This window comes from Aggregatibacter actinomycetemcomitans (genome assembly GCF_003130205.1).
Taxonomy (GTDB): domain Bacteria; phylum Pseudomonadota; class Gammaproteobacteria; order Enterobacterales; family Pasteurellaceae; genus Aggregatibacter; species Aggregatibacter actinomycetemcomitans_A.
This window is the reverse complement of record NZ_NRDF01000002.1, coordinates 290249-305396: the sequence shown is the minus strand read 5'-3', so window position 1 is coordinate 305396 and position 15148 is coordinate 290249. Positions and strand designations below refer to the sequence as shown.

Below are 15148 nucleotides of genomic sequence, written 5' to 3'. Positions count from 1 at the left end.
TTTTGTTTCCTATTTTAACCCCGTTTTCTAATAGGTTTCTTTCAATATACTTTCTCCATATCTTTATTTTTTGTTTCTTAATCTTGGATAATTATATAAAATGGTAGCCCCCTTTTTCGTCAAATTTATAAAGTATTCTTCTAGAATCAAAGAGTTGATTCTTAATTCCGAATTTTCCTAAAAATTCAATATTCCAAATTTTTATCGTGAACCTACTACAAGTGCCGAGGGAAAAGTATTTTACATTAGATAATTTAACAAACACTTGTGAACCTATCTAAAAATCACGATAATCAAACAATTAAGTCAATACGCTAGCTAATATACCAGAAAAAATGGCAAAACAGAAAAACTTATTTCTTTAACAGAGAAATTAGAGAAAGTTAAAACTTCTAGAGGGGACTTATAATGCTATAAAGAAGTTTAATGAAGAAATTGAAGCAATCAGAAATGAAAAGAGAAATAATGTTGCTAAAGATATTTTAGGCGACAAAGAAAACCTAGATAGTATTCTAGATCTCGACATTATCACGCAAAAGTAATATAGCTAACTTGTAAAATAAACTATGTAGCAATTATCACTTGCAAACGAAGATTATAAGCAGCTTAAAGAAAATTCTTTGATTCTATCAAATATTTCTCATAAGGCAGATAATTATACTAAGGTTAATTTTTATCTCGTCAAAAAACAAAAATAGATTGTTATTAGATTGTTCAAAAGATGAACAATCTAGATTATAGAAAAATTTTTTTGCTTTAGCAAAAAGGAGTTAAAAGAATGAATTTACCAAACAGTAAAAGCTATGCTAATAATAAAATCACTAATGTTTTTGAAGAAATAGCTGTAATTTCAGAGGATGAAAAGGAAAATCAAAAAGCCGCTTTTGAGAAAAAATATTCTAATGGATTTAAAACCGAAAACGAAGAGATTCAAGCTGTATTAGATGAAACTAGAGAATATTATAAAAAGTTTAAAGAAAATCTAGCAGATTATTTAAGAACAGAACAAGGAAATGAAATTGAACAAATAAAAAGAACTCAATATATGCTTTCTATATTGAGTGATAATGCTGAAAGGTTTTATGAGTTTTCGGAAAGATTTTTTAGTGATGGCGATTTCAGAAATGAATTAAAAGAACCTAAAATTTCAAAAAAACTTAATTTAGTTGGTACCGAAGGACGCTTTCAAAGTGAATTAGTAAAGAAGATCATTAGAGATAATAATGCGATTATTAAGTACTATAAAGACGTTGGTGAGATAGTAACAAAATCTCAAAAATTCCTAAAAGAATTTAGGGCAAAGCAGTTTAAAAAAGGGAATATTGAAGCACAAAAAAAATCACAATCCACAAAAAAATTAAACAGTCAAAAGATGTAAAACCTCAAACAAAATTAAGCTGTAACAAAGAAGATTAAAAGATTAAGTATTTCTGATAACTTTTAACAAATAGTACAAGACTTTCTTAACGCAAAATCATTAACAAAACATATTAAAGAGGTTCAAAACTAGCAGAAGATATGCTTAGTATATTGAGGATTTTTACAATCTGAAACGACTTAATTCAGTTTTAGAGAATGTAAAGCTGATGATGCTTGAAGCGAGACAAATATACTTAACATAAATTTGTTGTCTTTTTGATATTGCAGGGATTTAAATCATTAAGCAATTAGCGATTAAAGCGTTATAGCTGATTTTGTTTTTTCCACCATTTGGTGTAGCTTTACCGGATAGCTGTTAGTGGCAATAGCCGTACTCATATCCAACCAAGTGGCTTGAACTTATAATTCACGCAAGGCTTCAATAAAAATAAAGGTAGACACCATTTCATGGTGACTAATTAAATTAGTCTGTTAACGCTAAAGATGAGACATAAAAAAAACTCCGATTAATAAGTATGAATATTGCGTTTTTACTATACAAATACCCACTTATCGGAGATTTTTTACATAATTCACAAAAATTTCTAAAATTTCAAGATCGGATCGAATAATCGCCAACACAAACCCATTTATAGGTTGTTAAGGCCTCTAATCCCATCGGTCCCCGTGCGTGTAATTTTTGCGTACTTACCGCCACTTCCGCGCCTAATCCGAATTGCCCACCATCAGTGAAACGGGTGCTCGCATTCACATACACCGCCGCCGAATCCACTTGAGCAATGAATTGCTGTGCTAATTTTTGTGAAGCGGTCAAAATACTATCGGAATGCTGACTGCCATATTGACGAATATGAGCTACCGCGTGCGCCAAATCCTCTACCACCACCACATTAAGATCCAAAGACAGCCATTCCTGTTTCAACTCTTCCTCTTTTAGCGGATAAACCTCCGCACCGGCTTTTTGCAAGTGCGAAAGTGCGGTCGGATCGGCGTGTAATTTTACGTTTTTCACCTGTAAATAATCAGCCAGTCGCGGCAAAAATTCATCGACAATACTACGTTGCACTAAAAGGGTTTCCAACGTATTGCACGTACTCGGTCGCTGGGTTTTCGCGTTTAAAATCACCGGCAAGGCTTTTTCCAAATTGGCGCTTTCTTCCACGAAGATATGACAAACACCAATACCGCCGACAATCACCGGAATAGTGGAATGTTCCTTCGCCAGTTGATGCAACGCCGCGCCGCCACGCGGAATAATCATATCCACATACTGATCCAACTTTAATAATTCCATGACCAACGCACGATCAGGATCGGTAATCGCTTGTACCGCCGTTTTCGGCAACCCTGCGCGCTCCAAAGCATTTTGCACCACCTCCACCAACACTTTATTAGAGTGCTGCGTTTCTTTACCGCCACGCAAAATCACCGCATTGCCGGTTTTCAAGCATAAACTCGCCACATCAATAGTCACGTTCGGACGGGCTTCATAAATGGTACCGATAACACCCAAAGGCACGCGTACCCGTTCAATTTTCACACCACTGTCCAACAAACCGCCATCAATAATTTGTCCGACCGGATCCGCAAGGGAAATCACATGGCGCACATCGTTAGCAATGCCTTGTAAACGTTCGGGCGTTAATAATAGGCGGTCGATGATCGCGCCCAACAAACCGTTTTGTTTTGCGTCATCAATATCCTGCGCGTTGGCGGCTAAAATACGTTTCTGTTCCAATTCTAATTGCTCGGCAATGATTGCCAAGGCTTGATTTTTTTCCTGTTGAGAAAGTTGGGAAAGCGTAAAAGCGGCTTGTTTTGCCTGTTTTCCCATTTCAATTAAATTCACGGACATTTTCTCTCCTATTTGTTTTTTTACGGTAACTTATCGTCTTTATGGCGTTTTGAAATATCCTGTTCCTGATAATCAAAAATCGGCAGCCCCCATTCAAAATGAATCGCCAATAAGCGGGTAATAAATCCCATGATTAAGGTCACAATAATGACAAGATTCTGATCGATATTTAAGTGTTGCAAGCCGATATAAATCGCCGTCGCCAATAAAGCGACGCTGGCATACAATTCTTTCTGGAACACCAGTGGAATGCGATTACACAGTAAGTCCCGCAATACGCCGCCGAACGCGCCAGTAATGATCGCGGCAATAATAGCAATGGTCGTGCCATGTCCCATATCCAAGGCGATTTGGGCACCGATAATGGAAAAGACGATTAAACCGACGGCATCCAACACCAGGAAAATGGTTTGAAAATAACGCATAAAATGTCGAATAAAAGGCGCGATAACCACGGTCAACACCGCAGCAGACGCCACAATAATAAAATATTCGGGGTGTTTCACCCAACCCAGCGGATAATGCCCAAGTAACACATCACGCACCGAGCCGCCGCCAATTGCCGTCATGCTGGCGATAATAATCACGCCGAAAATATCCATTTTCTCCCGCCCGGCGGCAAGAGCGCCGGTAATGGCTTCGGCGGTAATGCCGATAATATAAAGAATGCTGAGCAGCATAAGGTTCCTTAAAAGTGCGGTTAGTTTTCACGTTATTTTAGAGAGAGAAACGGCAAAATGCTATGTTTAGATCATAACTTTATGTGCCTTGGCACAGATAAAAAACGCCCGGATTTTTAACCGTACTTTTTACGTCTGACTTTTGACCGTCTGTTGGAATTCTTGCATAATGCACGACAATTTTATTTTTGTTCATGCTTAGGAAATATGATGTCCGAACAACAGCCCAAATTTTTGACCGCACTTTCTTCTTTGGCGCCGATTTTCTTTTTACTGGTTATTGATATATTCGCCCTGTGGCTACAACCGCAATCCAGGGCGGTTTCCCATTTAGCGCTCGGTGTGCTGACAGCGCAACTGGTTTGTCTGTTGGTATTTATTAAAGGGGAAATCTGCAACGGGCAACGTTCCCGTTTAAGCCACGCCAACCTTTATTTTGCGCTTTTTTGGCTGGTTTGGTTTCTACTCAGTTTTTGGTCGAATTATCACTATATTTTAACGGATTTTGTCAGCGTTTGCGGTTTGACAATGGCACTGACCACCTGGAAACAACCGCAGGAAGCCCAATTGCACAACGGTTTATTAAAAATGGCGGGGTTAATCGGCTTGTTAGGCATGCTCTGTTACGCCATTACGCTATTTGACGAGGTAAATCTGATTCAATTTAACCCGTTGGCACAAATGCTGTTAGGCATCATTTTAGCCAATCTGATGCTGGTTATTGCACGTAACCGCTTACAACAATTTATTGCGTTATTGATTTTATATATGGTGGCATTTCTTGCGCTAAACGCCATTTTCGTCGCGACAGGTTTATTCCATTTATACCAACAAAGTGCGGTCGTTTTTGCCAATGAATTTGCGCTGTTGCTCTACTTTGCCTTGCATGTTGTTATAGCGTTAATTCTTGTGCTGCACGTTTTCAAAAAATGGGCGCTATCCTATAACACGCTGTTTATTTTATTTCTGATTGCCGCCAGTTTGCCGCTCTGGGCAAATTTTGCTTATGTGGCATAACCACATATAAATAAAGGCGCTTTGAGTTGAAGCGCCTTTTTGTTCAGCGTTGATAAGATTATCTTACCACTGATAACCCGCACCGACGGAACCACCAAAATCACCGCGTGTATTCACGTTACCGGTTAATTTCAGGACAACTGCCGTTACGGTGATATAGGATGTACGCCTATAGTAAACCGGCGATACTAAAACCGACTAAAAAAACCAGGGTTATTTTTATTTATCAGTAAATTAAATAAAATGGAGTGAGTGAAATAATATGAATGAAAAATAATTTCGGATAAAAATATTTCATAAAAAAATCCCTTTTCAAATTAAAAATCTGAAAAGGGAAATGTTATTTGATAATTATTATCTATAAAAAGATAATTTAATATTATCTATTTCTATAAAGAATATTCTAGATAATATTCAAAAAAAAACAATATTTTTTCTGACCGCACTTTAATCTTGCTATTGGTCTTTAAAATCGCGCATTAACTGTTCGGCTTTCTTAACCATTTCTTTGGAGCCAATGAAAAGCGGCACCCGTTGATGCAATGCGCTCGGTTGAATATCCAAAATACGGTTATAGCCATCACTCGCGACACCACCCGCCTGTTCTGCCAGAAATGCCATTGGATTGCCTTCGTACAACAAGCGTAATTTACCGTTCGGGTAGTTGGTAGCGCTTGGGTAAATGTAGATTCCGCCTTTTAACATATTGCGGTGGAAATCGGAAACCAAGGAACCGATATAACGGGAAGTATAAGGACGTTGGGTTTCTTTATCTTCTTCTTGGCAGTATTTCAGGTATTTTTTTACACCCATCGGGAATTTGAGGTATTGCCCTTCATTAATGGAATAAATTTTGCCGGTTTGCGGAATTTGGATATTTTCGTGGGAAAGACAAAATACGCCGAGGGACGGATCGTAGGTAAAACCGTTTACGCCGTGCCCGGTGGTATAAACCAACATAGTGGAGGAACCGTACACAATGTAACCCGCCGCCACTTGACGATTGCCCGGCTGCATGAAATCTTCGAGGGTAACCGGTGTACCGACGGGCGATATACGGCGATAAATAGAAAAAATCGTGCCGACCGCTACATTGACGTCAATATTAGAAGAACCGTCCAATGGATCGGTTAAGATGACATATTTGGCGTTACGACCGCGCTCCGTATCAAAAGCAATGAAATTTTCCTCTTCTTCAGACGCAAAGCCTGCTACTTCCTCACGGCTCATTAAGGCCTGTTTCATCGTATTATGCGCAAATAAATCCAATTTCATTTGCGCCTCACCCTGCACGTTCTGCACGCCGGAATTACCGATAATGTCATTGGTTAACCCCGCCTTATTAATGTCACGATGAACCACTTTTGCCACGAGGCGAATAGAAGATAAAATCCCGCTCAATTCCCCTTTAGCATGTGGGTATTCCGCTTGTTTTTCTACGATAAATTGACCTAATGTTTTCATCTTTTATTCCTTAACTTCATTAATGAATTTACTCAATTCCCAACTTATTTTATTATAACAGCTTCAATTTTGAATGATTAAAGAGATTCCTATTTCTGTGATTCACAACACATTTTTTATTGGGAACAGAAATAATACGGCATAAAAGGATTCAACATGACAACCAAACATCTTCATATTCTCGGCATTTGCGGCACATTTATGGGCGGCATTGCAATGATCGCCAAGCAAATGGGCTACCATGTAACAGGTTCCGACACCAATGTTTACCCTCCGATGAGCACTTTTCTTGCCGAAAATTACATTGAAATCATACCGCACTTTGAGCCGAGCCAGTTGCAACCGGCACCGGATATGGTCATCGTGGGAAATGCCATGAAACGCGGCAATCCCTGCATCGAGTATATGTTGGCAAATAACATTCCTTACATGTCCGGTCCGCAATGGCTGCACGATCATTTATTGCGGGATCGCTGGGTTTTGGCGGTTTCCGGCACACACGGCAAAACCACGACAACCGGTATGCTAACTTGGATTTTGGAACAAAACGGTTTACAACCGGGCTTTTTAATCGGCGGTATTGCAGGTAATTTCGGTATTTCCGCACGCTTAGGACAAAGCCCGTATTTTGTTATTGAAGCGGATGAATACGATACGGCGTTTTTTGATAAGCGCTCCAAATTCGTACATTACAATCCGCGTACGCTGATTATTAATAATATCGGCTTCGATCATGCGGATATTTTCGACGATCTGAACGCGATTCAGCGCCAATTCCATCACATGATCCGCACCATTCCGAACAATGGACGCATTCTCTCTTTTGCGGGCGAAGAAAGCGTACAACAAACCCTGGCGATGGGATGTTGGCCGGAATGTCAGTATATGGGTAAGGAGCAGGAATGGTATGCCGAACGCATTAAACATGATTGCACGGCGTTTGCCGTTTACCATAAAGGTGAAAAAATCGCAGAAGTGCACTGGAATATCGTAGGCGAGCACAATATGCGTAACGCTTTGATGGCAATTGCGGCGGCACATCACGCGGGCGTGAGCATTGAAAATGCCTGTGCGGCGTTAAGCACCTTTATCAATGCCAAACGCCGTTTGGAAGTGAAAGGCAATGTTCATGGCGTAACCGTTTATGACGATTTCGCCCATCACCCCACCGAAATACAGGCAACATTGACCGCACTTCGCGATAAAGTCGGGCAAAGTGCGCGTATTCTGGCGGTGTTAGAGCCACGCTCCAACACCATGAAAATGGGCGTACATAAAGATGAAATCGCACCGGCGTTAAAGCTGGCCGATACGGTATTTTTATTCCAGCCGGAAACTATTCCATGGAAAGTGGCGGATATTACCGCCCAATTAACACAACCGGCGTATGACAGTGATAATTTGGATACCTTCGTCGATCTGATTGTTGCCGAAGCCAGACCGACGGATCACATTTTAGTCATGTCAAACGGCAGTTTCGGTGGCATTCACCAAAAACTTTTAGAGGCACTACAGAAGAAAGGCGCGTAGTTTATAAAGAGAAGAAAAAAGGCATTCGTAAAAACGAATGCCTTTCTTTTAGAATCTGGTTGCGGGGGCCGGATTTGAACCGACGACCTTCGGGTTATGAGCCCGACGAGCTACCAAGCTGCTCCACCCCGCGTTATAGGGCGCTAACTATACCCGTTTGAAAATGAATTGCAAGTTTAAATGTAAAAATAATGTTTATTTGTTACAAAAATAAACGATATGCCGTTTTTTTACACAAAATACGTTTTCCCAAAAACATTCTTTTTTCTGACCGCACTTTTACGGCGTTCAACGTGAATTTCATATTCATCCGCTACAAATTGGTGTAAAATTCGCCCTTTGTTTTTTACCCATTTTGCTTTTAGGACGTTATATGCTATTCAACCGCACTTCTTTTTATAAATTTCTCACGCTCTCCGCTATCGCAGTATTAGCCGCCTGTTCCTCCGGTTCCAATAAACAGACCGGTGGACAAACCACAACGCAAAACACACTGGACATCGATCCGCAAAAATTCGGTGCAATCTATAACGGACGGACTTATCAACAATCCATTTTCATGCCGGTGAGCCAAGTTGAGAACAAAAGTGCGGTGGTAAATCAAGGAGATTTTTTGACCCAACTGTCAAATGTCAATAATTATTCCGGTAAGCTGAGCAGCAGTTTTGCACCACTTTATGACAAAGTCACGGCTTGGGTTCTCGCCGGTGCCAATACCAATGAACTAACTAATTTCGGCATCCAAAGCCAAGTGATGAAAGGCTTCGACGGCTATCAAAATGTACTTATGACAGGCTATTATTCCCCGGTGATTCACGCCCGTCGTACCCAACAAGGCAAATTTAACCAACCGATTTATGCACTTCCTTCGCAAAAACGTTTCTCCCGTGCCGAAATTTATGCCGGCGCATTGAAAGGTAAAGGTCTGGAATTGGCGTACAGCGATTCCATGATCGATAATTTCCTTTTAGGTGTGCAAGGCAGCGGTTATGTGGATTTTGGGGAAGGCAATTTGAATTATTTCGCCTATGCAGGACAAAACGGCTACCAATATGCGGCGGTCGGTCGTCTGCTGGTGGAAGACGGTGAAATTCCGAAAGAAAAAATGTCTATTCAGGCAATTCGCGATTGGGCGAATGCTAACCCATCACGAGTGCAAAGCCTGTTAGAGCGTAACCCTTCTTATGTTTTCTTTAAAAATGATCCGTACGGAAAAGTAAAAGGCGCGGCAGGCGTGCCTTTGGTGCCGATGGCGTCTGTGGCATCCGACCGTGGTGTGATTCCATTGGGTAGCGTGTTGTTGGTGGAAGTGCCGCAAATGGACAATGACGGCAACTGGACCGGACAACATCAGTTACATCTCATGGTGGCGCTGGATGTAGGCGGTGCCGTGAACGGACACCATTTCGATTTATATCGCGGTATCGGCGATCAAGCCGGGCACATTGCCGGCTTGTCGAAACATTACGGTCGCGTTTGGGTACTACGTTAATGGCGCGCATTGACAACTATGAACAACGCTTTGGCGGCATCGGTCGCCTATATGGCGCCGATGCTTTAGCGCGCTTGCGTCAAGCGCACATTTGCGTAATCGGTATCGGCGGCGTCGGTTCCTGGGCGGTGGAAGCCCTCGCCCGTTCCGGCATTGGCAAGATTACGATGATTGATATGGATGATATTTGCGTCACCAATATTAATCGCCAGATTCATACCTTGAGCGGTAATGTCGGGCAACTCAAAACCAACGTTATGCAGCAACGGGTAAAATTGATTAATCCCGAATGTGAAGTTAATGTCATTGATGACTTTATTTCTAGCGAAAATTTAGCCCGATACCTTCACAATGATTACGATTATGTCATTGATGCTATTGATCATGTGAAAACCAAAGCGGCGTTAATCGCTTATTGTAAACGGCATAAAATCAACATTATTACCGTTGGAGGTGCAGGCGGACAAACGGATCCGAGCCAAATTCAGATTGCCGATTTAAGTCGCACCATTCAAGATCCGTTGTTGGCAAAAGTGCGGTCGGTTTTACGCAAGGATTATCATTTCACGCAAAATCCGAAACGCAAATTTGCCATTGACGCGGTATTCTCGACTCAGCCGCTGATTTTCCCTCAGGTCGGTGATAGCTGCGCCACTTCCGCAACTATGAATTGTGCCAATGGTTTTGGCGCGGCGACCATGATTACCGCCACATTCGGCTTTTTTGCCGTTTCCCGTGTTATTGATAAGTTATTACAAAAAAATAATTAACTTATTTTTTAAGATAAAAAAAGATGGTAATTCCGCTTAAAAAAGAGTAACCTAGCCTGGTTTTATTCAATTTATATTTCAATAATAGAAGGAAATACAATGACCATGTTAGTGCAAAGCTTAAAGAAAACGGCAATTGCCGCCGCCATTCTTTCTTTTTCCGCTGCGACTTCCGCAACGATTGTCACCTCCATTAAACCCTTAGGCTTTATTGCGACAGCCGTTGCAAATGACGTTACCGATGTGGATGTATTAGTGCCGACAGGGGCTTCCCCTCATGATTACAATCTAAAACCCTCCGATGCACAAAAACTAAAATCTGCCGAAATGGTGGTTTGGATTGGGGAAGATGTGGATGCTTTCTTAGATAAATCCATTGATGATCTTGATTATAAAAAAGTATTGACGATCAAAGATATTGCCGCCATTGAACCGTTCTTAATGAAAGGCGCGCATCACCATCATCACCATGGCGAAGGCGACGCTCATGGAGACCATGACCATTCGCATGAGGGGCATAATCACACGCATGAAGGCCATGATCACAAGCATGAACATGAACACGATCATGAGGGACATGCACATCATCACGACGACGATTCAAGCATTAACTGGCATGTGTGGTATTCACCGGATATTAGTAAAGCGGTCGCGCAACGCATTGCCGTAAAACTTATCAAACAATATCCGGAGAAAAAAGTGTTGATTGAAAAAAACGTCGCCGAATTTAACCGCACTTTAGATGAAACAAGTGCAAAAATTAAAGTGCAATTGGAAAGTGTAAAAGATAAAGGGTTCTATGTTTTCCACGACGCCTACGGCTATTTCAACCATGCTTATGCCTTAAAACAAATCGGCTATTTCACCATCAATCCGCTTGTGGGGCCGGGCGCAAAAACCTTAGCCAAAATCAAAGAAGAAATCACCGAACACAAAGTCAGCTGTTTATTTGCCGAACCGCAGTTTACGCCTAAAGTGATTGAAAGCTTAAGCAAAGGTGCACAAGTGAATGTCGGTCGCCTCGATCCGATGGGTGATAGCGTGAAAATGGAAGGAAACCCTTACGCGGCGTTCTTGCAATTTACGGCGGATAGCTATATGCAATGTTTAGCAAAATAAATTAATCCGTTAAATAAGGCATGATTTTCAGTCATGCCTTATTTATATCTGATAAAAATACGGTGCGATTAAAAATAAGGCTTGCTATAATTTTTAGCGATCTATCACAAAGCAAAAGGAAGACACAATGAAAAAAACATTAAAAATGACCGCACTTGCTGTTATCTCGGCTTTTGTATTAGTGGGTTGTGCAAAAGATACGGCAAAAGGAGACGCCCAATTACAACAACAGGCGGTGATGGGGATTAACTGGATGCAGGAATCCGGTGAATATGATGCGCTGGCTTATCAGGCATTTAACACGGCGAAAGTCGCATTTGATCATGCTAAAGTACAGAAAGGCAAGAAAAAAGCCGTTGTTGTGGATTTAGACGAAACCATGATCGACAACAGCGCATACGCCGGCTGGCAGATCAAAAATAACAAACCTTTTGACGGTAAAGACTGGACCCGTTGGGTTGATGCGAGAGAATCCGGAGCCATTGCCGGTGCGGTAGAATTTAACAATTATGTCAATTCTCATAAAGGTAAAATGTTCTATGTGTCCAATCGCAAAGACAGCAATGAAAAAGCCGGCACCATTGATGACATGAAACGTTTAGGCTTTACCGGTGTTGATGAATCATCCCTTTATCTGAAAAAAGATAAATCCGCCAAATCTGCCCGTTTTGCGGAAATTGAAAGTCAAGGCTATGACATCGTGCTTTATGTGGGCGACAACCTAGATGATTTCGGTGATGCCACACATGGTAAATTAAATGCGGATCGTCGAGACTTTGTTGCTAAAAACAAGGCGAAATTCGGTAAAACTTATATCGTTTTACCTAATCCGAATTACGGTGGTTGGGAAGGCGGTTTAGCCAAAGACTACTTTAAAGGTGATTCCCAAAGCAAAGTTGATGCCCGCTTAAATGCGATTAAGGCATGGAGTGGAAAATAATCCAAGTAAAAACATTCATAAAATAAACCGCACCTTGATCTGTCCCCCAAAAGTGCGGTTGTTTTCAGCGGCGTTTTTAATCGCGGAAATTGTTAAATTGGAACGGTTGTCCCAGTTCGGCGGTTTTTACCAATTGAATCACCGCTTGTAAATCGTCGCGGGATTTGCCGGTGACGCGTACCTGTTCGCCTTGAATTTGGCTTTGGACTTTGATTTTGGACTCTTTGATTAACTTGGTGATTTTCTTCGCCATATCGCTTTCAATCCCCTGTTTCAGCTTGATTTCTTTGCTGTAGGTTTTGCCGCTGTGTTCGTACTCGGCGGGAATATCCAGAGAGTTGGATTCGATGTTACGCTTAATGCAGGCGTTTCGCAGAATATCGATAAGTTGCTCCACCTGGAAATCCGATTCGCTGCTGACTTTGATGGTTTCGTTTTTTTCATTAAATTCAATGGTGGCTTGCACGTTGCGGAAATCCCAGCGGTTGGTGAGCTCACGATTGGCGTTTTCCACGGCATTGCGAATTTCGTGTCCGCTGATTTCGGAAACAATGTCGAATGATGGCATGGTTTACTCCTTACTTGATTTTGTCATTAGCACTTAAAATACATAAAAGTGCGGTTAAATCGGCGAAATTGATGATAACTTGCGCTAATTGTTGCACTTTCGGTTTGGCATGATAGGCAACGCCCAAATCGGCGACCTGCATCATGGCAAGATCGTTGGCGCCGTCGCCGATGACAACGGTATTTTCGGCGGCAATGTGAAATTGTTGCGCAAGTTGTTGTAAGGTTTGCGCTTTATATTGTGCGTCCACAATGGCGCCTTGTACGTTGCCGGTGAGTTTGCCGTCGATAATTTCAAATTGGTTGGCGGCGATGAAATCCAAGCCGAGTTGTTGCTGCAACACTTCGGCAAAATAAGTAAAGCCGCCTGAGGCAATCGCCACTTTCCAACCGTGATCTTTTAACGTTTTGACCGTTTCCGTCAAGCCGGGCATGAGCGGCAAATGTTGTTTCACTTCCTGCAAAATGCCTTCCGGCGCGTCTTTTAAAGTGGCGACCCGTTGACGCAGGCTTTGACTGAAATCCAATTCACCGCGCATGGCACGTTCCGTGATGGCGGAAACCATCTCACCGGTGCCGGCAAGTTTGGCGATTTCATCGATACATTCAATTTGAATGGCGGTAGAATCCATGTCCATCACCAATAATCCCGCTTGGCTCAAGCTCGCGTGAAAGTTTAGGGGAGCAATATCCAGTTTCAATTCATGGGCGATATTCACCCATTCCGCCTGCCATTTGCCTTTGAGCAGCACCACGGTGTTATGCAACACATTCCACGCCGCAAAACACAGAAAATTTTCACCGCACTTTTGTTGAAAAGCCTGTAACTTTGTGAGGTTTACGTTGTCGGAATAGAGAATAAACGCCTGTGTGGTTTCATAGGGCTGATCGGCAATGAACGGCGCGGGCAGTGATGAAAAGTGTTCGATGATAGCGTTAAGATTTTGTGTTTGCATAAAAATCCTGTAAATTGTAGCGGTTTTTAAAAGCACTGTATTCTAGCCTACTTATTAAACTTTGGGGAAAATAACTTGCATTTCACAAAAGAAAAAATGATTAAATTTATGATGTTCTTCGGCATTATTCTGTTATGCGCGGGGATCATGATGATCATTTTGTTCGGCGTAAAACAATTTAAAATCGGTTCGCAACTAGCCAGCGTCAATCAGGTGGCAAATTTGTCCCATTTGCTGGTGCGCCAGCAAGCCAATCTATTTTCTATGCTATTGATGAATAACGCGAAAACCGAACGTTTGGTGGAAAATCTGGATAATTTCGCCAAAGAAGAATTTGTGTTGGATGCCGCCGTGTATGCGCGCAACGGCGAATTATTGGCGCAAAGCACCAATTCGTCCGATATGCGCAGTTTATTGGGGCTGGATAAAAAAGAAGAAAAGGAAACGGATTCCCAGCAAATTGTGGAACCCATTTATTCGCCGAACGGCGTGGAAGGCTTTCTACGCGTGACCTTTGATGCCAAATACGGACAAACCACGCAAAGCAAAATCAATCAGATTTTTCATCGTTTATACGGTGAAATTATTATCGTCTTCCTTGCCGGGATCCTGCTTGCCAGCAGCCTGCATTATTTCCTCAGCCATTATCGACGTAGCCGTATTCATGTCGTAGAAAAAGTGCCGGCATTGCGCAACAAAACCACACAATCGATGAGCAGGCTGTTTCATCAGCGGCGCAGAAGGGCGAAGTAGGGAAAAGTGCGGTGGTTTTTTTCGGCGTTTTTCCCTCGGAAATAAACACAATCGATAAAAACAAAAAACCGCTCAATTGAGCGGTTTCTCTTTATCTGCTAAGCAAAAATTATGCTAATTTTTTGATTTGCGCAGCTAATTTAGATTTGTGGTTGGCTGCTTTATTTGCGTGGATTAAACCTTTAGATGCCATTCTGTCCACAACTTTTTGCATTTCAACGAATGCGGCTTCAGCAGCGGCTTTCTCGCCTGCGGCAACTTGTGCATAAACTTTTTTGATGTAAGTACGCATCATAGAGCGTTGGCTTGCGTTGTGTTGACGGCGTTTTTCAGATTGAACCGCACGTTTTTTTGCTGACTTGATATTAGCCAAGGTCAAACTCCTAAAAATTTCTGTTAGTTAATAGTGACAAAAATAGGGGCGTAAATATGCCGATTTCTTATACTTTTGTCAATGGGAATTTTGTGTTGATTTCGGTGAGACACAACCGAAAGTAAGCATCGTTATATTTAACAAGCACTTTCAAACCGGCTCACGAAACGATGTGCGCGAGATTTTAACAGTTTTTTCCCTTAGAATATAGCGTAAAAACGAAATTTCTATACAATTAGGCAAATTTTATCG

General features: G+C 41.8%; 14 protein-coding genes and 1 tRNA gene. 8 read left to right on the top strand and 7 right to left on the bottom strand.

What is annotated here, in order from left to right; translation table 11 throughout:
• Positions 1-778: 778 nt before the first annotated feature.
• On the top strand, positions 779-1378 hold the full coding sequence (locus DK423_RS03570; protein WP_005559105.1) for a hypothetical protein: 600 nt from the start codon (positions 779-781) through the stop codon (positions 1376-1378).
• A 594-nt stretch (positions 1379-1972) separates the two neighbouring features.
• Here the strand turns inward: DK423_RS03570 and proA are convergent.
• Positions 1973-3235: a glutamate-5-semialdehyde dehydrogenase gene (proA, locus tag DK423_RS03565; RefSeq protein ID WP_005559103.1), complete on the bottom strand. Its 1263-nt coding sequence runs from the start codon at positions 3233-3235 to the stop codon at positions 1973-1975.
• Between the two features lie 20 nt (positions 3236-3255).
• The gene (locus DK423_RS03560) at positions 3256-3915 is read right to left on the bottom strand and encodes a trimeric intracellular cation channel family protein (RefSeq protein ID WP_005559101.1); all 660 of its coding nucleotides are present in this window, start codon (positions 3913-3915) and stop codon (positions 3256-3258) included.
• 210 nt (positions 3916-4125) lie between these two features.
• On the opposite strand from DK423_RS03560, the gene DK423_RS03555 reads away from it, so the two are divergent.
• Positions 4126-4932: a hypothetical protein gene (locus DK423_RS03555; protein WP_005559099.1), complete on the top strand. Its 807-nt coding sequence runs from the start codon at positions 4126-4128 to the stop codon at positions 4930-4932.
• 456 nt (positions 4933-5388) lie between these two features.
• Here the strand turns inward: DK423_RS03555 and fbp are convergent, their stop codons facing one another.
• The gene (gene fbp, locus DK423_RS03545; RefSeq protein ID WP_005559097.1) at positions 5389-6396 is read right to left on the bottom strand and encodes a class 1 fructose-bisphosphatase; all 1008 of its coding nucleotides are present in this window, start codon (positions 6394-6396) and stop codon (positions 5389-5391) included.
• A gap of 156 nt (positions 6397-6552) precedes the next feature.
• On the opposite strand from fbp, the gene mpl reads away from it, so the two are divergent.
• On the top strand, positions 6553-7926 hold the full coding sequence (gene mpl, locus DK423_RS03540) for a UDP-N-acetylmuramate:L-alanyl-gamma-D-glutamyl-meso-diaminopimelate ligase (RefSeq protein ID WP_005559095.1): 1374 nt from the start codon (positions 6553-6555) through the stop codon (positions 7924-7926).
• Positions 7927-7982: 56 nt separating this feature from the next.
• Here the strand turns inward: mpl and DK423_RS03535 are convergent.
• Positions 7983-8059: transfer RNA gene (locus DK423_RS03535), tRNA-Met, on the bottom strand.
• Positions 8060-8299: 240 nt separating this feature from the next.
• Between DK423_RS03535 and mltA the strand changes: the two genes are divergently transcribed.
• The 4 genes from mltA (at position 8300) to DK423_RS03515 (ending at position 12247) form a co-directional block, all read left to right on the top strand.
• Positions 8300-9418 carry a murein transglycosylase A gene (gene mltA / locus DK423_RS03530; RefSeq protein ID WP_005559091.1) on the top strand — a complete coding sequence of 373 codons (1119 nt, stop codon included), beginning with the start codon at positions 8300-8302 and terminating at the stop codon, positions 9416-9418.
• Positions 9418-10188: a tRNA cyclic N6-threonylcarbamoyladenosine(37) synthase TcdA gene (gene tcdA / locus DK423_RS03525; RefSeq protein WP_005559089.1), complete on the top strand. Its 771-nt coding sequence runs from the start codon at positions 9418-9420 to the stop codon at positions 10186-10188. The genes mltA and tcdA overlap by 1 nt, the downstream gene beginning before the upstream one ends.
• Before the next feature lie 99 nt (positions 10189-10287).
• Positions 10288-11307 (top strand): zinc ABC transporter substrate-binding protein ZnuA, encoded by a 1020-nt coding sequence (gene znuA / locus DK423_RS03520; RefSeq protein ID WP_005559086.1) that lies wholly within the window; start codon positions 10288-10290, stop codon positions 11305-11307.
• Positions 11308-11434: 127 nt separating this feature from the next.
• Positions 11435-12247 carry a 5'-nucleotidase, lipoprotein e(P4) family gene (locus tag DK423_RS03515; RefSeq protein WP_005559084.1) on the top strand — a complete coding sequence of 271 codons (813 nt, stop codon included), beginning with the start codon at positions 11435-11437 and terminating at the stop codon, positions 12245-12247.
• 76 nt (positions 12248-12323) lie between these two features.
• Here DK423_RS03515 and DK423_RS03510 read toward each other — a convergent pair whose 3' ends face one another.
• A complete protein-coding gene (locus tag DK423_RS03510) occupies positions 12324-12815 on the bottom strand; it encodes a YajQ family cyclic di-GMP-binding protein (protein ID WP_005559083.1) in 492 nt (163 codons plus the stop codon).
• Positions 12816-12825: 10 nt separating this feature from the next.
• The gene (serB, locus tag DK423_RS03505) at positions 12826-13770 is read right to left on the bottom strand and encodes a phosphoserine phosphatase (protein ID WP_032996854.1); all 945 of its coding nucleotides are present in this window, start codon (positions 13768-13770) and stop codon (positions 12826-12828) included.
• A gap of 75 nt (positions 13771-13845) precedes the next feature.
• Between serB and DK423_RS03500 the strand changes: the two genes are divergently transcribed.
• Complete coding sequence (locus DK423_RS03500) at positions 13846-14523, top strand: YtjB family periplasmic protein (RefSeq protein WP_005559079.1); 678 nt, start codon at positions 13846-13848, stop codon at positions 14521-14523.
• Between the two features lie 109 nt (positions 14524-14632).
• Here the strand turns inward: DK423_RS03500 and rpsT are convergent, their stop codons facing one another.
• A complete protein-coding gene (gene rpsT / locus DK423_RS03495) occupies positions 14633-14896 on the bottom strand; it encodes a 30S ribosomal protein S20 (RefSeq protein ID WP_005548279.1) in 264 nt (87 codons plus the stop codon).
• Positions 14897-15148 lie beyond the last annotated feature (252 nt).

Coding starts and splice junctions, on each gene's coding strand:
- DK423_RS03570 (WP_005559105.1), top strand. CDS start 779: ATGAATTTACCAAACAGTAAAAGCTATGCTAATAATAAAATCACTAAT.
- proA (WP_005559103.1), bottom strand. CDS start 3,235: ATGTCCGTGAATTTAATTGAAATGGGAAAACAGGCAAAACAAGCCGCT.
- DK423_RS03560 (WP_005559101.1), bottom strand. CDS start 3,915: ATGCTGCTCAGCATTCTTTATATTATCGGCATTACCGCCGAAGCCATT.
- DK423_RS03555 (WP_005559099.1), top strand. CDS start 4,126: ATGTCCGAACAACAGCCCAAATTTTTGACCGCACTTTCTTCTTTGGCG.
- fbp (WP_005559097.1), bottom strand. CDS start 6,396: ATGAAAACATTAGGTCAATTTATCGTAGAAAAACAAGCGGAATACCCA.
- mpl (WP_005559095.1), top strand. CDS start 6,553: ATGACAACCAAACATCTTCATATTCTCGGCATTTGCGGCACATTTATG.
- mltA (WP_005559091.1), top strand. CDS start 8,300: ATGCTATTCAACCGCACTTCTTTTTATAAATTTCTCACGCTCTCCGCT.
- tcdA (WP_005559089.1), top strand. CDS start 9,418: ATGGCGCGCATTGACAACTATGAACAACGCTTTGGCGGCATCGGTCGC.
- znuA (WP_005559086.1), top strand. CDS start 10,288: ATGACCATGTTAGTGCAAAGCTTAAAGAAAACGGCAATTGCCGCCGCC.
- DK423_RS03515 (WP_005559084.1), top strand. CDS start 11,435: ATGAAAAAAACATTAAAAATGACCGCACTTGCTGTTATCTCGGCTTTT.
- DK423_RS03510 (WP_005559083.1), bottom strand. CDS start 12,815: ATGCCATCATTCGACATTGTTTCCGAAATCAGCGGACACGAAATTCGC.
- serB (WP_032996854.1), bottom strand. CDS start 13,770: ATGCAAACACAAAATCTTAACGCTATCATCGAACACTTTTCATCACTG.